Here is a 16,410-nt window from a genome sequence, read left to right as displayed (position 1 = left end):
GAGCGCCGGCCGGGAATTACACCGGCACGGCCCCCGGTCGGCCGTGGATGACCTGGAAGCGCGCTGCGGTCCGCACCTCGGCATCGGCACGCAGCACGCTGTCGGCAAAGCGCAGTTCGGCGTCCACGGCCTGCCGGTTCAGCTGCAGCTTCCACCAGCCGCGGCGGTCGCCGTCGAAATAGCGGATGTGCGGGTTCTGCGGAATCGACGGTCCGTAGTACGGTCCATACGGCGTATCGTCGCCGCCACTGCTGATCGCCGGGGCAATGAATTCGGTGGCCAGCACGGGCGAGCTGGCTGCGTTGAAGTCCAGCTTCAGGTCGTTGACAAAGGTGGAGTGCCAGTCGCCGCCGAGCACGATCGCGTTGCCCGTCCCGCCTGTCTGCAGGGCCTGCAACAGACGGTTGCGCGCAAGCGGATAGCCGTCCCAGGCGTCGTTCCAGAAGCGCTCGCGCGAGGTTCCCGCATCCAGTTGCAGCTGGGCCATCAGCAACTGCTGCACCACTACGTTCCAGCGCAGCCCCTGTGCCGCCACCATCGACTGGGCGAACCAGGCTTCCTGGCCGACACCGAGCATGCTCATGCGCGGGTCCAGCGCGGCTTCGCAGCGCGCCGATTCGCCCACCCCGCAGGGATTCGCGGGACGGAACTGGCGGCAATCCAGCAGGCTGAGCTGTGCGAGATCACCGTAGCGCAGGCGCCGGTGCACGCGCAGGCCACCATTGCCTGCCGGCGTGCTGCGCATGGGCAGGTGTTCGTAGAACGCGCGGTAGGCCGCCGCACGACGCACGATGAACGCCTCCGTCGATACGCCGGGCTTCTCCGGATGGATGCCGGAGTAGTCGTTCTGCACCTCGTGGTCATCCCAGATCACCGCGAATGCATGCGCGGCATGGGCCGCCTGCAGGTCCGGATCGAGTTTGTACAGCGCGTACTGGTCGCGGTACCGCTCCAGGCTGACGGTCTCGCCGCTGAAGCGCTCCGCATCCAGCGTGCGACCGCGTGCATTCTGCAGCGGGCTGTATTCGTACAGGTAGTCGCCGGCGTGCAGCACCAGATCGACATCACTGCGCGCGATATCGCGCAGTACCGGGTAGTAGCCACTGTTCCAGGCCTGGCAGGTGCACAGCGCCAGCCGCAGCTGCTCAAGCTGCGTGTCAGGCAGCGGCGCGGTGCGGAAATGACCGACCGCGCTTTCTTCATCACCATCGCAGGCGAACCGGTAGTAGTAGTCACGGCCCGGGCGCAGGCCGTTGACTTCCACGTGCACCGAATGCGCCAGCTCCGGTACGGCAGCTGCAACGCCACGCTGCACCAGCCGGCGCATGCCGGGGTCTTCGGCCACGTACCAGCGCACCGGCACCGCCCGCGCGGGCATGCCCCCGCCATTGAGCGGGTCCGGCGCCAACCGCGTCCACAGCACCGCGCCCTGCGGATCCGGATCGCCAGCAGCGACACCCAGCGTGAACGGATCGCGGCCAAGCCGCGGCCGCGGGCCGGCCGCAGCCAGCCCCGGCATCGCGGCCAGTGCGATCGCTGCCCCCGTGCCCTGCCACGCCAGGCGCAGCAGGCGGCGACGGGTTTCCGGATCGACAGGTGCGCCCATCAGAAGCGGACGGTCGCGGTTGCCATCACCTGCCGCGGTGCGCCGACCTGCATGGTGGCCAGGCTGCGGGTCGGGTCACTGGCGTAGGTGCCATTGGTGTTGATGGACGACAGGTAGCGCTTGTCGGTCAGGTTGGTCAGGTTCAGTGCAACCGTCAGGTTCTGCGCCGGACCCACCGCACCGAAGTCGTAGGCCACCGACGCATTGACCAGCCAGTAAGTGGGGACCGAGAGATCATTGGTATAAGTCACGTAACGCTTGCCGACGTGGTTGGCCGACAGGCGCATGTCCCACGGGCCCGGGGTCCAGGCGAGCGTGCTGGCGAACATCCATTCCGGCGTATCGACGGTCTTCCTGCCGCGGGTCGGCACCACCTCGTTGTTCACGTAATCGTTGTCGTAGGTGCTGTCATTCCACGACAGCGCATTGGACCAGGCCAGGTCCTGCATCGGCTTCAACTGCAGCGTGGCTTCGGCGCCGCGGCTGGTGACCGAGCCGACATTGGAGAACAGCGCCGGGCAGCCAAGGATGCCCACGCACTGGGCGATCGCCAGCAGGCGGTTGTCGAACTTCACGTCATACACCGCGACCGAGGCTTCATAGCCGCGGCCGTAGCCGCGCCAGCCCAGCTCGATCGTGCGCGACTGTTCCGGCTTCAGGTTCCCTGCGCTGGCATCGAAGTCGGCCTGCGGCACGTTGAACGGGCTGCCGACGCCCAGTGCATAGGCAGCGACATTCTTTGCGAACGAACCGAAGACCTCGTTGCCGTCGTTGAGCTTGAAATTGAAGCCGGCCTGCGGCAGGAGGCCCTTCTTCGCGGTCAAACTGCTGTTGTTCGCATAGTTGCCCATCGGCGTACGCACGCGGGTGCGGGTGTGCGGCGACTTGGCGCCGACGTCGATGGTCAGGCGATCATCGAACAGGCGGAAGCGGTCCTGCACGTAGAACTGGCGGGTGATGGTGGTGTACTGCTGGTTCCACACGCGCTGGTCCGGATTGCGCAGGAAGAAGTCATCGGTGATGGGGCCATCGATGTAGTAGAAATTGCGCTGCACGCTGTGGCCGTTGTCCTCGTACCAGAGGCCGGCTTCCAGTTCGTGGCCACCGACGTTCCAGGTGAACGCAGAGGTCACGCCGGTACGGTCGATCGCGTACTCGGTAGTACGGATCGAAATCGGAATCTCCCGGCTGGTGCCCGGGTTGGAGGGATTGGAGGGGCTGAACCAATGGCCCTGGCCGCGATTGCTGTGGTTGTAGACGTTGACCTTCAGCCGCATCGATTCGTTGAGGCCGAAATCACCAGCGATGCTCGACAGATCGTCATTGCGCAGGCCATGGCCGGAGTAGTAAGCGTCCCATGGGCTGTTGACGCCGCCACTGTACTGGCCGTTCGCCGCCGCGACCGCGCGATCCCAGTCCGGCGCGTAGTTGTCCCAGTTCCAGCCGAGGCGATCGATCATCTCCAGCGACAGATCCTGGTAGTCGGCCTCGACCCGGCGCGATCCGTTGAACAACGCGGTGATCCTGCTGTCCTCGCCGAAGTGATAGGTGGCCTTGCCATTGAACTGCTTCGACTCCTGCGATCCCTTGCCCTTCCACTTGTCGCCCTCGGAGTACGCGCCGGACAGGTAGGCGGCGAACCCCTGGTGCTCGCCCGTCTCCAGTCGCGCATAGCTGCGGCGCGCACCGTCACTGCCGAAGCCCTGCGCCAGCACCACGCCATACTCGGTGGACGGATCGATCGAATAGAACTGGAACACGCCACCCAGGTTGCTGGTGGACGGCGTACCCAGCGCGCCGATGCCGGTGGACACTTCCGCACCGCCCAGGTTCTCGCTGATCACCGCGCGGCTGATGTGCAGGCCATTGCTGTTGCCGTAGGACATGTTGCCCAGCGGGATGCCATCGAGGGTATAGCCGAGGCGGTTCTGGTTGAAGCCGTGCAGGCTGATGCTGGTGGACCATTCATAGGCACCGGTGGCGTCGGCCGACTCGAAATGCACGCCCGGCTTGCTGGCCAGCAGCTTCAGCGGGTTGGCGCCTGGCGGCAGCACCTTCATGTCCTCCGCGGTGACACGCTGCACCTGGCGGGCCTCGCCACGGCCGATCACCGAGACCGAATCAAGGGTCGTGGCCGACGGTGCTTCGGTGTCAGGCGCGGTTTCAGCCGAAGCAAGCGACGGCAGCGATGCACAGACCAGCAGGGCAAGCAGGTTGCGGCGGAGCGGAGCATGGGACGACATGGAGGCGGATTCCTTGGGCACGCTGGACACCGAAAGGCGGCGTCGAAGAGCAGCAGCGGCGGAATCGTAGAAGCAGCGCGTTACATGCCATTTACACGCGACGTACTGGAATTCGCAATGCAGGCGCCCAACGGCGAAGAGCCGAGCATGGGCTCGACTCTACGGTGGGCACGGGACTTACTCGAACGAACCGACCGAATCGTGCGACAGGTTGTCGAAGCGGGTGTATTCGCCGAAGAATTTCAGCTTGCACGAACCGGTGGGGCCACCACGGTGCTTGCCGATGATGATCTCGGCCAGGCCCTTGTCCGGCGAATTTTCCTTGTTGTAGTAATCGTCGCGGTAGATGAACACGATCATGTCCGCATCCTGCTCGATTGCGCCCGATTCGCGAAGGTCAGCCATCACCGGGCGCTTGTCGGTACGCGTTTCCAGCGATCGGTTGAGCTGCGAAAGCGCGATCACCGGCACGTTCAGTTCCTTGGCCAGGCCCTTCAGCGATCGCGAGATCTCCGAAATTTCGGTCGCGCGGTTTTCGCTGTTGCCCGGCACGCTCATCAGCTGCAGGTAGTCGATCACGATCAGGCCCAGGTCGTGCTCGCGCTTCAGGCGGCGGCACTTGGAGCGCAGGATCTCCGGCGACACGCCCGGCGTATCGTCGATGAAGATCTTGGTTTCCTTCAGCATCTTGATCGCGCTGGTGACGCGGCTCCAGTCCTCGTCTTCCAGCTGGCCGGTACGCAGGCGCGAGGCGTTGATGCGGCCATTGGAGGAAATCAGGCGCATCGCCAGCTGCGATGCGGACATTTCCATCGAGAACACGGCCACGCCCTTCTTCGACTTGATCGCCGCGTACTCGGCGATGTTCAGCGCGAAGGTGGTCTTGCCCATCGCCGGACGCGCGGCAAGGATGATCAGGTCGGTCGGCTGCAGGCCGGCGGTCATCGCATCGAAGTCGGTGTAACCGGTCGGCAGGCCGGTGATGTTGCCGCCGTTCTCGAAGCGGTTGCGCAGTTCCTCGAACGCATCCTTCAGCGCGCCGGGCATGGCCACGAAGTCGGTGCGGCCGCGCGCGCCCTGCTCGGCGATGGCGAACACGCTCTTTTCAGCCGAAGCCAGCAGTTCACTGCTGTCGCGGCCTTCGGGCTGGAAGCCGTCGTTGACGATGTCGGTGCCGACCTGGATCAGCTGCCGCAGCACCGCCTTGTCACGCACGATCTCAGCGTAGGCCACGATGTTGGCCGCCGACGGCGTGGTGCTGGCCAGCTCGATCAGGTAGGCGCCATCGCCGACCAGCTCCATCCTGCCCTGCGATTCGAACCACTCGCCCAGGGTCACCGCATCGAACGGACGCTCGCGCTCGGACAGCTCGCGGATCGCCCGGTAGATCATCTGGTGGTCGCGGCGATAGAAATCGGTCTCGGTCAGCTGGTCGTTGACCCGGTCGTAGGCTTCCGGGGCCAGCATCAGGCCACCCAGCACCGCCTGTTCGGCTTCCACCGAGTGCGGCGGCACGCGCAGCTGGTCGATGCGCGACTCGTCGCGTTCGCGGTCGAAGCCATCGCCGCGCTCTTTGCGGTTGGAACGGAAGCCGGAACGGGCGGACATGCTGCGGTGTTTCCTGCGAAAGTGGGCCAGACGAGTGTAGGCATGCGCCGACCCCGGCGCATGGACAAGCCTGTGGATAAGCCGTGGACGAACGGGGGATATCCGCCGCTGTGCGACGTAGCTGCCCGGCCTATGGAGACCCATTATCGCATGGGGTCGGATCCCTCTGCGCAGCAGAGGGCTCTGACCCCAGCCCCGAAAGCGGCGTCAATCGCCCTTGGCATGCACCGCGATCAGCTTCAGGAAGCGGTCCACGTAGCCCTGCAGGAACTTATGCGTGCCCTCGTTGTGGATCGTGCCGTCGGCGCCGATCAGCTCATCCTTGAAATGGATGAACGCCTCCGGCTGGCCGAGCACGTGCATGTCCAGGAAGGCCAGGCTGTTGCGCAGGTGCTGCTGCGCCACCGCCGTGCCGATCTGGCCGATGGACGCGCCGATCACCGCCGCCGGCTTGCCACCGAAGGCGCTGTCGCCATACGGCCGCGAGCCGATGTCGATGGCGTTCTTCAGCACACCGGGCACCGAGCGGTTGTATTCGGGGGTGACGAACAGCACCGCGTCCGCGCCGCGTACCTCGTCCTTCAGGCGGGTGCCCTGGGCCGGGTAGCTGCCGTCGAAATCCTGGTTGTACAGCGGCAGATCGTCGATGCGCACGTACGTGAAGCGCGCACGATCGCCGGCCAGTTTTTCCAGGGCCAGCGCGAGCCTGCGGTTGCAGGATTCCTTGCGCAGGCTGCCAACGAAGACCGCGATGGTGGGAACGGGCATGGCGACACACTCCTGACGGGGAAAGGACCAGCCTAGCGGCCGGCCCGACGCGCCCCGGTGAAGATCAGCCGCGTTCCACGCTGGCCCGCACCTGCCGCCAGTGGTCCTGCCAGGCCTGGAGCATCAGCACGTTCCACAGGTGGGTATGCCACTTGCGCTGGCCGCCCAGGAACTGCTGCCACAGCGGCTGCACGGCGGCCGCCGACAGCACGCCTTCGCGTTCCAGCCGCGCCGGCTGCAGGAGGTCATCGGCCCACGGCCGCAGGTCGCCCTTCAGCCATTCACTCACCGGCGCACCGAAACCGCGCTTGGGACGGTGCACCATCGACTGCGGCACGTAGCGGCCGAGCACGCGCTTGAGCAGCACCTTGCTGGTGTCCTCGCTGCGCTTGAAGTCCAGCGGCAACGACCATGCGAATTCAGCAACGCGCCAGTCCAGCAGCGGCGCCCGTGCCTCCAGGCTGACCGCCATCGAGGTGCGGTCGACCTTGCACAGCAGGTCGTCGGGAAGGTAGCTGACGAAATCAGCCAGCATCATCGCGTCGGCCGGGGTGCCGGCACCGTGCAGCGGGTCGGCCAGGTCGTAGAAGCTGCCAGCCTCGCGCGCACCGATCACTGCCGCCGCCGGGTCGCGCCAGCGCGAGATGCGGTTGCGGTAGACATCGCCGATGCCGCGCGCGCCGGTCTCGGCCAGCAGCGCGGCCAGGCCGCCGGTGCGCGACGCCTCGCCCTGCTGGTGCGCACGCGCGCCCATCCAGCGCCGCAGCGGCGCCGGCACGCGGCCCAGCATCTGCCAGTTACGCAGCGCACGCACGTAGCGGGTGTAGCCGAAGAACAGTTCGTCGCCACCGTCGCCGGACAGCGCCACGGTCACGCCCTGCCGCGCCAGCCGCGCGACCAGGGCAGTCGGCACCTGCGAGGCGTCGGCGAAGGGCTCGTCGAACATCGCCGGCAGCTGCGGCACCACCGCCAGCGCATCGGCGCCACTCACGTACAGCTCGGTGTGGTCACAGCCCAGGTGGCCAGCCAGTTCCTTGGCCAGCGGCGCTTCGTCATGGTGCGAGCCGCTGAAGCCGATGCTGAAGCTGTGCACCGGCTGCGTGCTCTGCGCCTGCATCAGCGCGGCCACCAGCGACGAATCGGTGCCACCGGACAGGAACACGCCCACCCGCACGTCGGCCACCATGCGCAGCGCCACGGCATCGCGCAGCAGGCCGTCCAGCTGTTCCTCGGCCTCCTCGATGCGGCCCTGGAACGGTGCGGCCAGCGCCGCCTGCATGCGCGCGCGCGCATCCCAGTACGGGCGCTGGGCCTGCTCGGGCCGGTGCGCGGACGCACCGGCGGCCACCATGGCCGCATCCAGCCGCAGCACGCGGCCCGGCATCAGCTTGTAGCAGCGCTGGTGGATGCTGTGCGGGGCCGGGATGTAATCCAGGCGCAGCAGCAGGGTCAGCGCATCACGGTCGATGTCGTTGTCGAAGTCCGGGTGCTGCCACAGCGCCTTCAGCTCCGAACCGAACACCAGGGTGTCGCCGGCCCAGCCGTAGTACAGCGGCTTCTTGCCCACCCGGTCGCGGGCCAGGTACAGGCACTGCTCGTGGCGGTCCCAGAGGGCGATGGCGAACATGCCGTTGGCGCGCTGCAGGGTGTCCTCGACGCCCCACTGCAGGATCGCGGCCAGCAGGACCTCGGTATCGGAATGGCCACGGAAGGCATGGCCCAGCGGCTCCAGCTCGGCGCGCAGCGCGGCGAAGTTGTAGACCTCGCCGTTGTAGGCCATCACGTAACGGCCGTCGGCCGAGGCCATCGGCTGGTGGCCCAGCGGTGACAGGTCGAGGATGCTCAGGCGGCGGTGGGCCAGGGCGATGCCGGCGCTGGCGTCGACCCAGGTGCCGCCGTCATCCGGCCCGCGGTGGTGCAGCGCCTGGCCCATGGCCAGCGCCTGCGCCTGCAGCACCTCGTCCGGCGACTGCGGCGCCGGCAACAACATTCCCGCCAATCCACACATGCATCAGGGTTCCTGCGCCAGGTCGAGGGCGGCGCCAATCACCGCATTGTCGCTTGGAAGCCCGAACATTGCTGCCCCCGCCAGCGGCGTATAGGTATCGGCACCGCAGACCCGGCGCAGCGGCAGGTGGCCATGGCCGGCCTCGACCAGGGCGGTGACCACGCCCTCGCCCACCCCGCCACTCTGCCGGCCCTCATCCAGCACCAGCACCCGACGCGCCGTGGCGGCCTGGGTCGCGATGAAACCGGCATCCAGCGGCACCAGCCAGCGCAGGTCGACTACCCGCACCTGCCAGCCGGTCTGCGCCTGGATGGCTGGCACCGCGCGCAGCGCCATCGGCACGCCATTGCCATAGGTGAACACCACCAGGTCATCGGCGTCGGGCGCGTAGACCCGGCCCTCGCCCAGCACCAGCGCCTGCCCCGCCGCCGGGTAGTCGAACAGCCACTGGCCATCGCCGGGCGCGTGCAGGTCCTTGCTCATGTACAGCGCGATCGGCTCCAGGAACACCGCCACCCGGCCGTCCACCCGGGCCAGCGCCGCCAGCGTGCGCAGCATCATCACCGCGTCGTCGCCGCGCGACGGGCAGCCCACCACCAGGCCGGGAATGTCGCGCAGCGCGGTGATCGAGTTGTCGTTGTGGAAGTGGCCGCCGAAGCCCTTCTGGTAGCCCAGGCCGGCCACCCGCACCAGCATCGGGTTGCGGAACTGGTCGTTGGAGAAGAACTGCAGCGAACAGGCCTCGCCGCGCAGCTGGTCGATGGCGTTGTGCAGGTAGGCCAGGTACTGGATTTCCGGTATCGGCAGCAGGCCCATGTTGGCCAGGCCCTGGGCCATGCCCAGGATCATCGTCTCGTCCAGCAGGGTGTTGAACACCCGGCGCGGCCCGAAGCGGCGCAGCAGGTCCTTGGTCACGGTGTAGACGCCGCCCTTCTGCGCCACGTCCTCGCCGAACAACAGCGCCTGCGGATACTTGCACAGCAGTTCCTGCAGGGCGTGGTTGATCTGCACCGCCAGATGCCGCGGCGGCTGCCGCTCGGGAAGCGCATCGGCACCGCCGTACAGGGCCTCGCGCGCCTCGGTCGGCACCGGGCGCTGCGCCTCGGCCATCACCGCCGCCGGCGTGTATGGCGCCAGCGGTGCGGCCACTTCATCCAGCGACTGCAGCTTCGGCCGCCCTTCGGCGTCGGCCGCCGCCGACAGGCAGCGCGCGCGCAGGGTCTCGTAGGCGGCCTCGATGCCCGCCGCATCCATCCAGCCCGATTCCAGCGCGATCTGCGCCGAACGCAGCAACGGGTCCTGGGCCTCGGCCGCGCACAGGTCGGCCAGCGCGCGCCATTCCACTTCGAAGTCGGTGCCGGCATGGCCCATCAGCCGCGTGGTGCGCAGGTGCAGGAAGGTCGGCCGACGCGTGCGCCGGCAATGCTCCACCGCGGCCTGCACCTGCGCATGGCCCGCCGCCAGGTCCAGGCCATCGGCGTAGTAGTAGTCCAGCCCCGGCTGGCGGCTGAAGCGCTCGGCGATCCAGCCATCCGGGGTCTTCACCGAAATACCCAGGCCGTTGTCCTCGCAGACGAACAGGATCGGCGCCGGCAGCTTCTGGTAGGCCGACCACATTGCGGTGTTGAAGGCGGTCTGCGCGGTAGCGTGGTTGGCCGAGGCATCGCCGAAGGAACACAGCACGATGCTGTCGGCAGGGATCGGCAGCGGCTGGCCCAGGCGCTTGCCGCTTTCGATGGCCAGCGCGGTGCCCAGCGCCTTGGGCAGGTGCGAGGCGATGGTCGAGGTCTGCGGCAGCACCCACAGCGGGCGGCTGCCCCATACCTTGTGGCGGCCACCGCTGGCCGGGTCGTCGGCGCTGGCGGCGAACGAAAGCGCCGCGTCACGCAACGGATCCAGGCCCGGCACCTGCCGTGCGCGCTCGGCCATGAAGGCGCCGGAGCGGTAATGCAGGAACGCCGGATCGGTATGCCGGCAAGCCCGTGCCAGCAGCGCGTTGCCTTCGTGCCCGGACGAGCCGATGGTGTAGAAGACCTTGTTCTGCACGCGCAGCACGCGTGCCATCAGGTCCAGCTGGCGGCTGGCCAGCTGCGAATCGAACAGCTCGGCAAACGCCGCTGCGGTCAGCGTGCTGCCCGGCAGGATCGGCGCATCCGGCGCCGGCTTCGGGCGCGGCAGGCCGCGCCAGCCACGCACCGCCTCGAGGAAATTGACGTCGCACACTTCGGCGCGGTTGAGCACGCGCATGCGTGCGGGGATCGGATCGGGAACCACAGCAAACATCGAACACCCTCCGTGTCGTTGTTGCATTCCGCGGTTTCGCGGCCCAGCTTCCGTAGCGTCGAGCTAGCTCGACTGCCGCTGGGTAGAGTCGAGCTTGCTCGACTGGCTTGCAGAGCAGTCGAGCAAGCTCGACTCTACCCGCGCCCTTCCAGGCGTGCACGTACCTCGGCCGTAACCGCCGGCATCGCCACGAACCGTGGCTGCTCGCGCACCCGCTGCAGCCAGGCGCGCACTTCCACGAACGGCTGCAGGTCGATGCCACCGTCGGCGGCAACATCGGTATAGGCAAACAGCGCGATGTCGGCAATGCCGTACTCGTTGCCGGTGAACCACGGCGCCTGCCGCAGATGCTGCTCCATCACCGCCAGCGCCGTGGCCGCGCGCTCGTGCAGGCGCGGCAGTTCGGCCCGGCGCGGGGAATCCAGTGCGGTCCAGCCACGGATGAAGCGCGCCACCGCGACGCACGGTTCGTGGCTGTACTGCTCGAAGAACATCCAGCTCAGCGCCTGTGCGCGCTCCCAGCCATCGCTGGGCAGGTACGGCGTGCCTTCGGCCAGCCAGAACAGGATCGCGTTGGATTCAGTCAGCACGCGGCCATCGTCGCGCACGATCAGCGGCACCTTCGCGTTCGGGTTGAGGGCCAGGAATTCAGGCGAATGGGTCTGCCCATGCGCACTGTCCACTTCCACCCAGCGGTAACGGCTGCCCAGCTGTTCCAGCAGCAGCCGCACCTTGTGGCAGTTGCCCGACACCGACATGCCATGCACCGTCAACGGAACGCGCTCGTCCACCATTGCCTGCTCCCGAAAGCCCCGGCCGACGGCCGGCTGCGTGCAGTCTGGCAAGCATGCCGGCCGATGCCAAGCGCGGATGCAGCATCAGCGCCCGCGCTGCTGCCAGTGCGCGCGCGACTGGCCCCAGATCTGCAGCGGCTCTCCTTCATAGGGCGGCGGCAACTTGCCCATGCGCAGCAGGCTGCTGCCGATCTTGCGGGCGACCACCCTCGACTTCTCGTTGTCCTCGGCGATGGTGTGGATCACCTCGTCCCAGCCCAGCGTTTCGAATGCCCAGTCGATCGCAGCCACGGCGGCTTCGGGGGCATAGCCACGGCCCCAGCTTGCGCGGCGGATGCTCCAGCCGACCTCGGGGCCCGGCCAGCCCAGCGGCTGCCACGGGCCCATGCGGCCGACCCATTCGCCGCTGGATTTCTCGATGACGCTGAACATGGAATAGCCGAACAGCTGCCAGGCCCCGGCCAGGCTGCAGAAACTGCGCCAGGCCACTGATGGCAGCTGCACCCCGCCAAGGCTGCGCATCACCTCTTCATCGGCGCAGAAGGCCAGGTAGGGCTCAAGATCCTGGGCCTGCGGCGGACGCAGGATCAGCCGCTCGGTTTCGATGCGCAGGTCGAAGATGCTCATGGGTTTCCTGCAGGATGCGATGGCCGACCATCATCGTCGATCAACCCGCGCAAACGAAACAGGCCGGCAAACGCCGGCCTGTCGTAAACATGCTGCAGGCAACGCGTTACTGGCGGTTGGCCGCTGCGTCACCGGCCGCAGCGGTCTGCGTGACCAGCTGGCCGTCCACCACCGGCAGGCGGTCGCTGGCCGGCTTGTTGTCCATGCGCACGGTCTTCTCGGCGCCATCGTAGCGGTAGGTCACGTTGTAGCCCTTGACCACATCGTTGGTGCCCATCGGGATGCGGGTGCCGGGCTTGCTGGCCATGCGCATCGTACCGGTGGTGCCGTCTTCGTTGCGGTAGGTCACGTTGTAACCGGTCACGCGACTCGACTCGGAGGTCGCGGTTTCAGTGTGGCACTGGCGCTCGGTACGGTTGACCACGCGGCCCCCCACGTGGCGCTTGTCCACCTGGTTGCCGATGATGCCACCGGCCACGGCGCCGGCTGCAGTGGCAGCCTTCCTGCCGTTGCCGCCGCCCACCTGGTTGCCCAGCAGGCCACCGACCACGGCGCCGACCACGGTGCCGCCGACGTTGCCGTCACGCTCGGGCAGGCGCTCCTGCACCACCACGTCCTCGCAGACTTCATGCGGGGTCTGGGTGGTGGAGGTCTCGCGCACCGGCTCGGTGCCGATGACCGTCGCGTAGGCCTTCTGCTTCTCGGTCAGCGGGTCGACCTTCAGCACGTCGGCGTATTCCAGGCCGCGCGGTGCCGAGGCATCGACCGCGTCACCGCGCGCGCCGTCATCGGCAGCGCTGCCATCGACCAGGCGCGATTCCGAAGGATTCGCGGCGCCCAGTGCATCCGGGGTCTTGTCACCGCTCTTCATGAAGGCGGCCGTTGCGATGCCACCCACCAGCAGCGCGCCTGCTGCGACCAGGACAGTTGTAGTTGTGCTTTTCATGACCTGCTCCCTGCGGACCGTCCGCAACGTTCTCGATGCAGATTGCAGCATGCGCTGCCTGAACGGAATCTCCACAATTCGTACTCACGGCCGTAACCCATTCAGCATCGGGAAATGCAGGGTCCGTGGTAGCGTTTGCACCTCGCCCACGAGGAACCCCGCCATGGCCAACCCGATGCTGCTGCCGGTCCTGCAATGGGCACGCCGGCTGCGCTACCCCACCCTGTTCAAGCTGACCGCCGGCCTGTTCGCGCTGACGCTGGTCATCCCTGATCCGCTTCCGTTCGTGGACGAACTGGTACTGGGCCTGGGCACCCTGCTGCTGGCCAACTGGAAGAACCGCAGTACGGCAACGCCACCACCGCTGGAACAGCGTTGAACATGCTGATCGACAGCCATTGCCACCTGGACGCCAGCGAATTCGACCCCGACCGCACGGCGGTGATCGAGCGCGCCCGTGCGGGCGGTGTGCAGGCCCAGATCGTGCCGGCGGTGACCGCCGCCAGCTGGCCGAAGCTGCGCGAGGTCTGCCAGCAGGCGGCCGGGCTGTACCCCGCGTACGGCCTGCACCCGATGTTCCTGGCCGACCATCGTCCTGAACACCTGGACCAGCTGCGCGACTGGATCGAGCGCGAGCGCCCGTACGCGATCGGCGAGTGCGGCCTGGATTTCTTCGTCGAGGGACTGGACGCGGAGGCGCAGCAGGACTATTTCATCGGCCAGCTGAAGCTGGCGCGCGACTTCGACCTGCCGGTGATCGTGCACGCGCGCCGCGCGGTGGACGCGGTGATCGCCGCGATCCGCCGCATCGGCGGCCTGCGCGGGGTGGTCCATAGTTTTCCCGGCAGCCCAGAACAGGCCGCGCAGCTGGACAAGCTGGGCTTCCTGCTCGGCCTCGGCGGGCCGCTGACCTATGAACGCGCGCAGCGCCTGCAGAGGCTGGTGCGCGAGATGCCACTGGAACAGCTGCTGCTGGAAACCGACGCGCCGGACCAGCCCGATGCCGGTATTCGTGGCCAGCGCAACGAGCCGGCGCGACTGTCGGTGATCGCCCGCCACGTGGCCGCGCTGCGCGGTACCGACGTGCAGACCATCGCACAGGTGACAAGCGGGAACGCCCGGCGGCTGTTCGCGCTGCCGGCCGCCTGATCGCCGTTTCGCCGGGCATGGTCCGGCGCTGCCGGTCAAACCTCGGCGGCTTCGGCCTTGACCTTCTTTGGTTCCAGCAGCATCTCCAGCGCCTTGCCCACCGCAGCGAATGCAAACGCACCGGTGATGTGGGTCGCTGCGCCCAGCCCGGCGCCACAATCCAGCTTCAGCGCTGCGTCGGCGCCCAGGTTCGGACGCAGGCCGCAGACGCTGCCATCGGCCTGCGGGTACTTCACGTTCTCCAGCGAATACACCGCCGGTACGCCGAAATAGCGTTTGGCGTTCTTCGGGAAGTTGAATTCGCTGCGCAGCTTCTTGCGGATCAGCGCCAGCATCGCGTCGTGCTCGGTGCGGGACACATCGCGGATGCGCACCAGGGTCGGATCGGTACGTCCACCGGCCGCGCCCACGGTCAGCAGCGGCAGCTTGCGGCGGCGGCACCAGGCGATGGTCTCCACTTTCACCCGGAAGCTGTCGCAGGCATCGATGACCAGGTCGAAGCCCCGGTCCAGCAGTTCGGCCATGTTGCCGGTGGTCAGGAAGGCCTGCACGGCATCGACCTCGATCTGCGGATTGATCGCGCGGCAGCGCTCGGCCATCGCCTCGGACTTGTTGCGGCCGTAGTTGCCTTCCAGCGCCGGCAGCTGCCGGTTGGTGTTGGACACGCAGATGTCATCGGCATCGATCAGGGTCAGGTGGCCGACCGCCGAACGGGCCAAGGCCTCCACCACCCACGAGCCGACGCCGCCCATGCCCACCACCGCCACGCGGCTGCCCTGCAGGCGCTCGAGCGCACCTACGCCATACAGCCGTTCAATGCCGGCGAAGCGTTGTTTGACCTGTTCGTTCATCCCGCTATTTTAACGTGCAGGCAACGGCGGCCATAGCGGGCTGCCGTGAACCCACCGTTGCACGCCAGGAGCGCACGCATGAACGCCAGCCCATCCCGCCGTCCCTCCGCCGCCCAACGCTACCTGTTCGTGCTCGGGCTGGGCCTGCTGATCGGCCTGGTCGCCACGATCATGGTCGGCCGCGCCCTGCAGGCCGGCCGCGATCCCTTCCCGCACAGCCTGATGCACGTCATGCAGCGGCAGGCGGAACTGCTGCAGCAGGCCCAGCAGCAGAACCGTTGCAGCCTGGCCGACAGCCAGCCGCGCCTGCAGTCGCTGCGGCTGCTGTCCAACGACCTCGACCTGGCGTTTCCCAAGCTGAAGGACGATACGCGCTTCCAGCAGCATGCCAGCCAGTACCGGGCCAGCCTGAATGCCGCGCTGGCCGCGCCACCCAGCGACTGTGCCGCCCTGGCCAAGGTGGTGCAGACGCTGCAGGACGATTGCCGCGCCTGCCACCAGGACTTCCGCTGATTCATCCTGCAGCCGGGGAAGATGGACGCGATTGGCACCTCGTTCACATTGAAAAGTGGACGATTCGATCACCCTGCTGCATGACGCAGTACCACCCCTTCCACCCGCCTTCACGGCCAGGAGACGCCCCATGAAGATCCAGCTCATCGCCGCCAGCGCCATCGCTACGCTTGCCCTGGCCGGCTGCGCCACCTCGCCCGGTTACGGCGGTGGTGGTTACAACAATGGCGGTTACAACAATGGCGGCTATGGCAACAACGGCTACAACCAGGGGCGTTGCGCCGACTGCGGCATCGTGACCCAGATCAATACGGTCGCCTCAGGCCGCACCGCGCCCAGCGCGACCGGTGCCATCCTCGGCGGCATCGTCGGCGCCGTGGCCGGGCATGAAATCTCCGACCACACCGGTGGCAGCCGCGGCAACAAGAATGTCGCCGCCGCCGCAGGCGCGGTCGGTGGCGCCCTCGCCGGCAACCAGATCCAGAAGAACGTAACCAGCGATACCTACGACATCACCGTGCGCATGGATGATGGCCGCACCATCGTGGTCAACCAGCGCGATCTGGCCGGCATCCGCGAAAACACCTACGTCCGCGTGGTCAACGGCCGGGTTGTCCTGCGCTGATCCGGCAGGCGCCACCGGCAATGAAAAAGGCCCGCTTGCGCGGGCCTTTTTCGTGCGATGCACTGCGGTCGGATCAGACCGGCTGCACTGCGTCGGCCTGCAGGCCCTTCTGGCCCTGCACGACGGTGAAGGTGACCTTCTGGCCTTCCTTCAGGCTCTTGAAGCCCTGGGTCTGGATGGCACGGAAATGCACGAACACGTCTTCGCCGTTTTCACGGCTGATGAAGCCGAAGCCCTTTGCATCGTTGAACCACTTGACGGTACCGGTCTCGCGATCAGACATCTCACTCACTCCCTGGTGACTCTCTCTTGTTGTTGGATACGCCTGGTTGGGCGGCTGACAAGCAAGGGGGAAGCGAGGTGCAACGATGCAGCGGATCGAAGAGATC

Annotated in this window: 15 protein-coding genes; 4 read left to right on the top strand and 11 right to left on the bottom strand. The window is 67.3% G+C overall.

Features of this window, described 5'->3' with window-relative positions:
• Positions 1-16 precede the first annotated feature (16 nt).
• The 9 genes from VER16_RS02355 to VER16_RS02315 form a co-directional block, all read right to left on the bottom strand.
• Positions 17-1,606, bottom strand: coding sequence for an alkaline phosphatase D family protein (locus tag VER16_RS02355; RefSeq protein WP_324805270.1), 1,590 nt, complete (start codon positions 1,604-1,606; stop codon positions 17-19).
• Positions 1,606-3,849: a TonB-dependent receptor family protein gene (locus VER16_RS02350; RefSeq protein ID WP_324805269.1), complete on the bottom strand. Its 2,244-nt coding sequence runs from the start codon at positions 3,847-3,849 to the stop codon at positions 1,606-1,608. The genes VER16_RS02355 and VER16_RS02350 overlap by 1 nt, the downstream gene beginning before the upstream one ends.
• A gap of 177 nt (positions 3,850-4,026) precedes the next feature.
• Complete coding sequence (locus VER16_RS02345; RefSeq protein ID WP_324805268.1) at positions 4,027-5,457, bottom strand: replicative DNA helicase; 1,431 nt, start codon at positions 5,455-5,457, stop codon at positions 4,027-4,029.
• A 207-nt stretch (positions 5,458-5,664) separates the two neighbouring features.
• Positions 5,665-6,225 carry an NADPH-dependent FMN reductase gene (locus tag VER16_RS02340; RefSeq protein WP_200752031.1) on the bottom strand — a complete coding sequence of 187 codons (561 nt, stop codon included), beginning with the start codon at positions 6,223-6,225 and terminating at the stop codon, positions 5,665-5,667.
• 64 nt (positions 6,226-6,289) lie between these two features.
• A complete protein-coding gene (asnB, locus tag VER16_RS02335; protein WP_324805267.1) occupies positions 6,290-8,233 on the bottom strand; it encodes an asparagine synthase (glutamine-hydrolyzing) in 1,944 nt (647 codons plus the stop codon).
• Between the two features lie 3 nt (positions 8,234-8,236).
• Positions 8,237-10,516 carry a transketolase C-terminal domain-containing protein gene (locus tag VER16_RS02330; RefSeq protein ID WP_324805266.1) on the bottom strand — a complete coding sequence of 760 codons (2,280 nt, stop codon included), beginning with the start codon at positions 10,514-10,516 and terminating at the stop codon, positions 8,237-8,239.
• Positions 10,517-10,650: 134 nt separating this feature from the next.
• Entirely contained in the window at positions 10,651-11,310 is a 660-nt protein-coding gene (locus VER16_RS02325; protein WP_324805265.1) for a glutathione S-transferase family protein, read from the bottom strand.
• An 84-nt stretch (positions 11,311-11,394) separates the two neighbouring features.
• Entirely contained in the window at positions 11,395-11,937 is a 543-nt protein-coding gene (locus VER16_RS02320; protein ID WP_324805264.1) for a GNAT family N-acetyltransferase, read from the bottom strand.
• A gap of 106 nt (positions 11,938-12,043) precedes the next feature.
• The gene (locus VER16_RS02315; protein ID WP_324805263.1) at positions 12,044-12,883 is read right to left on the bottom strand and encodes a glycine zipper 2TM domain-containing protein; all 840 of its coding nucleotides are present in this window, start codon (positions 12,881-12,883) and stop codon (positions 12,044-12,046) included.
• Positions 12,884-13,046: 163 nt separating this feature from the next.
• Here VER16_RS02315 and VER16_RS02310 point away from each other — a divergent pair, with 163 nt between their 5' ends.
• Both VER16_RS02310 and VER16_RS02305 read left to right on the top strand, forming a co-directional pair.
• Positions 13,047-13,262: a DUF6116 family protein gene (locus VER16_RS02310; RefSeq protein WP_324805262.1), complete on the top strand. Its 216-nt coding sequence runs from the start codon at positions 13,047-13,049 to the stop codon at positions 13,260-13,262.
• On the top strand, positions 13,259-14,032 hold the full coding sequence (locus VER16_RS02305; protein ID WP_324805260.1) for a TatD family hydrolase: 774 nt from the start codon (positions 13,259-13,261) through the stop codon (positions 14,030-14,032). The genes VER16_RS02310 and VER16_RS02305 overlap by 4 nt, the downstream gene beginning before the upstream one ends.
• Positions 14,033-14,067: 35 nt before the next feature.
• Here VER16_RS02305 and VER16_RS02300 read toward each other — a convergent pair whose 3' ends face one another.
• Entirely contained in the window at positions 14,068-14,883 is an 816-nt protein-coding gene (locus VER16_RS02300) for a tRNA threonylcarbamoyladenosine dehydratase (protein WP_324805259.1), read from the bottom strand.
• 78 nt (positions 14,884-14,961) lie between these two features.
• Here VER16_RS02300 and VER16_RS02295 point away from each other — a divergent pair, with 78 nt between their 5' ends.
• Together VER16_RS02295 and VER16_RS02290 are read left to right on the top strand one after the other, a co-directional pair.
• Positions 14,962-15,396: a hypothetical protein gene (locus VER16_RS02295; protein WP_324805258.1), complete on the top strand. Its 435-nt coding sequence runs from the start codon at positions 14,962-14,964 to the stop codon at positions 15,394-15,396.
• A gap of 130 nt (positions 15,397-15,526) precedes the next feature.
• Positions 15,527-16,021 carry a glycine zipper 2TM domain-containing protein gene (locus VER16_RS02290; protein ID WP_324805257.1) on the top strand — a complete coding sequence of 165 codons (495 nt, stop codon included), beginning with the start codon at positions 15,527-15,529 and terminating at the stop codon, positions 16,019-16,021.
• Positions 16,022-16,094: 73 nt separating this feature from the next.
• On the opposite strand, the gene VER16_RS02285 is transcribed toward VER16_RS02290, so the two are convergent.
• A complete protein-coding gene (locus VER16_RS02285; RefSeq protein ID WP_108765608.1) occupies positions 16,095-16,304 on the bottom strand; it encodes a cold-shock protein in 210 nt (69 codons plus the stop codon).
• Between the last annotated feature and the right edge of the window lie 106 nt (positions 16,305-16,410).

The sequence above is a fragment of the Stenotrophomonas sp. genome, assembly GCF_035634915.1.
GTDB lineage: Bacteria > Pseudomonadota > Gammaproteobacteria > Xanthomonadales > Xanthomonadaceae > Stenotrophomonas.
The sequence above is the reverse complement of the archived record's forward strand: the minus strand, read 5'-3'. Positions and strand labels throughout refer to the sequence as shown.

Excerpts from the sequence above, each read along its gene's own strand:
- VER16_RS02355 (WP_324805270.1), bottom strand. The coding sequence starts at position 1,606 with ATGGGCGCACCTGTCGATCCGGAAACCCGTCGCCGCCTGCTGCGCCTG.
- VER16_RS02350 (WP_324805269.1), bottom strand. The coding sequence starts at position 3,849 with ATGTCGTCCCATGCTCCGCTCCGCCGCAACCTGCTTGCCCTGCTGGTC.
- VER16_RS02345 (WP_324805268.1), bottom strand. The coding sequence starts at position 5,457 with ATGTCCGCCCGTTCCGGCTTCCGTTCCAACCGCAAAGAGCGCGGCGAT.
- VER16_RS02340 (WP_200752031.1), bottom strand. The coding sequence starts at position 6,225 with ATGCCCGTTCCCACCATCGCGGTCTTCGTTGGCAGCCTGCGCAAGGAA.
- asnB (WP_324805267.1), bottom strand. The coding sequence starts at position 8,233 with ATGTGTGGATTGGCGGGAATGTTGTTGCCGGCGCCGCAGTCGCCGGAC.
- VER16_RS02330 (WP_324805266.1), bottom strand. The coding sequence starts at position 10,516 with ATGTTTGCTGTGGTTCCCGATCCGATCCCCGCACGCATGCGCGTGCTC.
- VER16_RS02325 (WP_324805265.1), bottom strand. The coding sequence starts at position 11,310 with ATGGTGGACGAGCGCGTTCCGTTGACGGTGCATGGCATGTCGGTGTCG.
- VER16_RS02320 (WP_324805264.1), bottom strand. The coding sequence starts at position 11,937 with ATGAGCATCTTCGACCTGCGCATCGAAACCGAGCGGCTGATCCTGCGT.
- VER16_RS02315 (WP_324805263.1), bottom strand. The coding sequence starts at position 12,883 with ATGAAAAGCACAACTACAACTGTCCTGGTCGCAGCAGGCGCGCTGCTG.
- VER16_RS02310 (WP_324805262.1), top strand. The coding sequence starts at position 13,047 with ATGGCCAACCCGATGCTGCTGCCGGTCCTGCAATGGGCACGCCGGCTG.
- VER16_RS02300 (WP_324805259.1), bottom strand. The coding sequence starts at position 14,883 with ATGAACGAACAGGTCAAACAACGCTTCGCCGGCATTGAACGGCTGTAT.
- VER16_RS02295 (WP_324805258.1), top strand. The coding sequence starts at position 14,962 with ATGAACGCCAGCCCATCCCGCCGTCCCTCCGCCGCCCAACGCTACCTG.
- VER16_RS02290 (WP_324805257.1), top strand. The coding sequence starts at position 15,527 with ATGAAGATCCAGCTCATCGCCGCCAGCGCCATCGCTACGCTTGCCCTG.
- VER16_RS02285 (WP_108765608.1), bottom strand. The coding sequence starts at position 16,304 with ATGTCTGATCGCGAGACCGGTACCGTCAAGTGGTTCAACGATGCAAAG.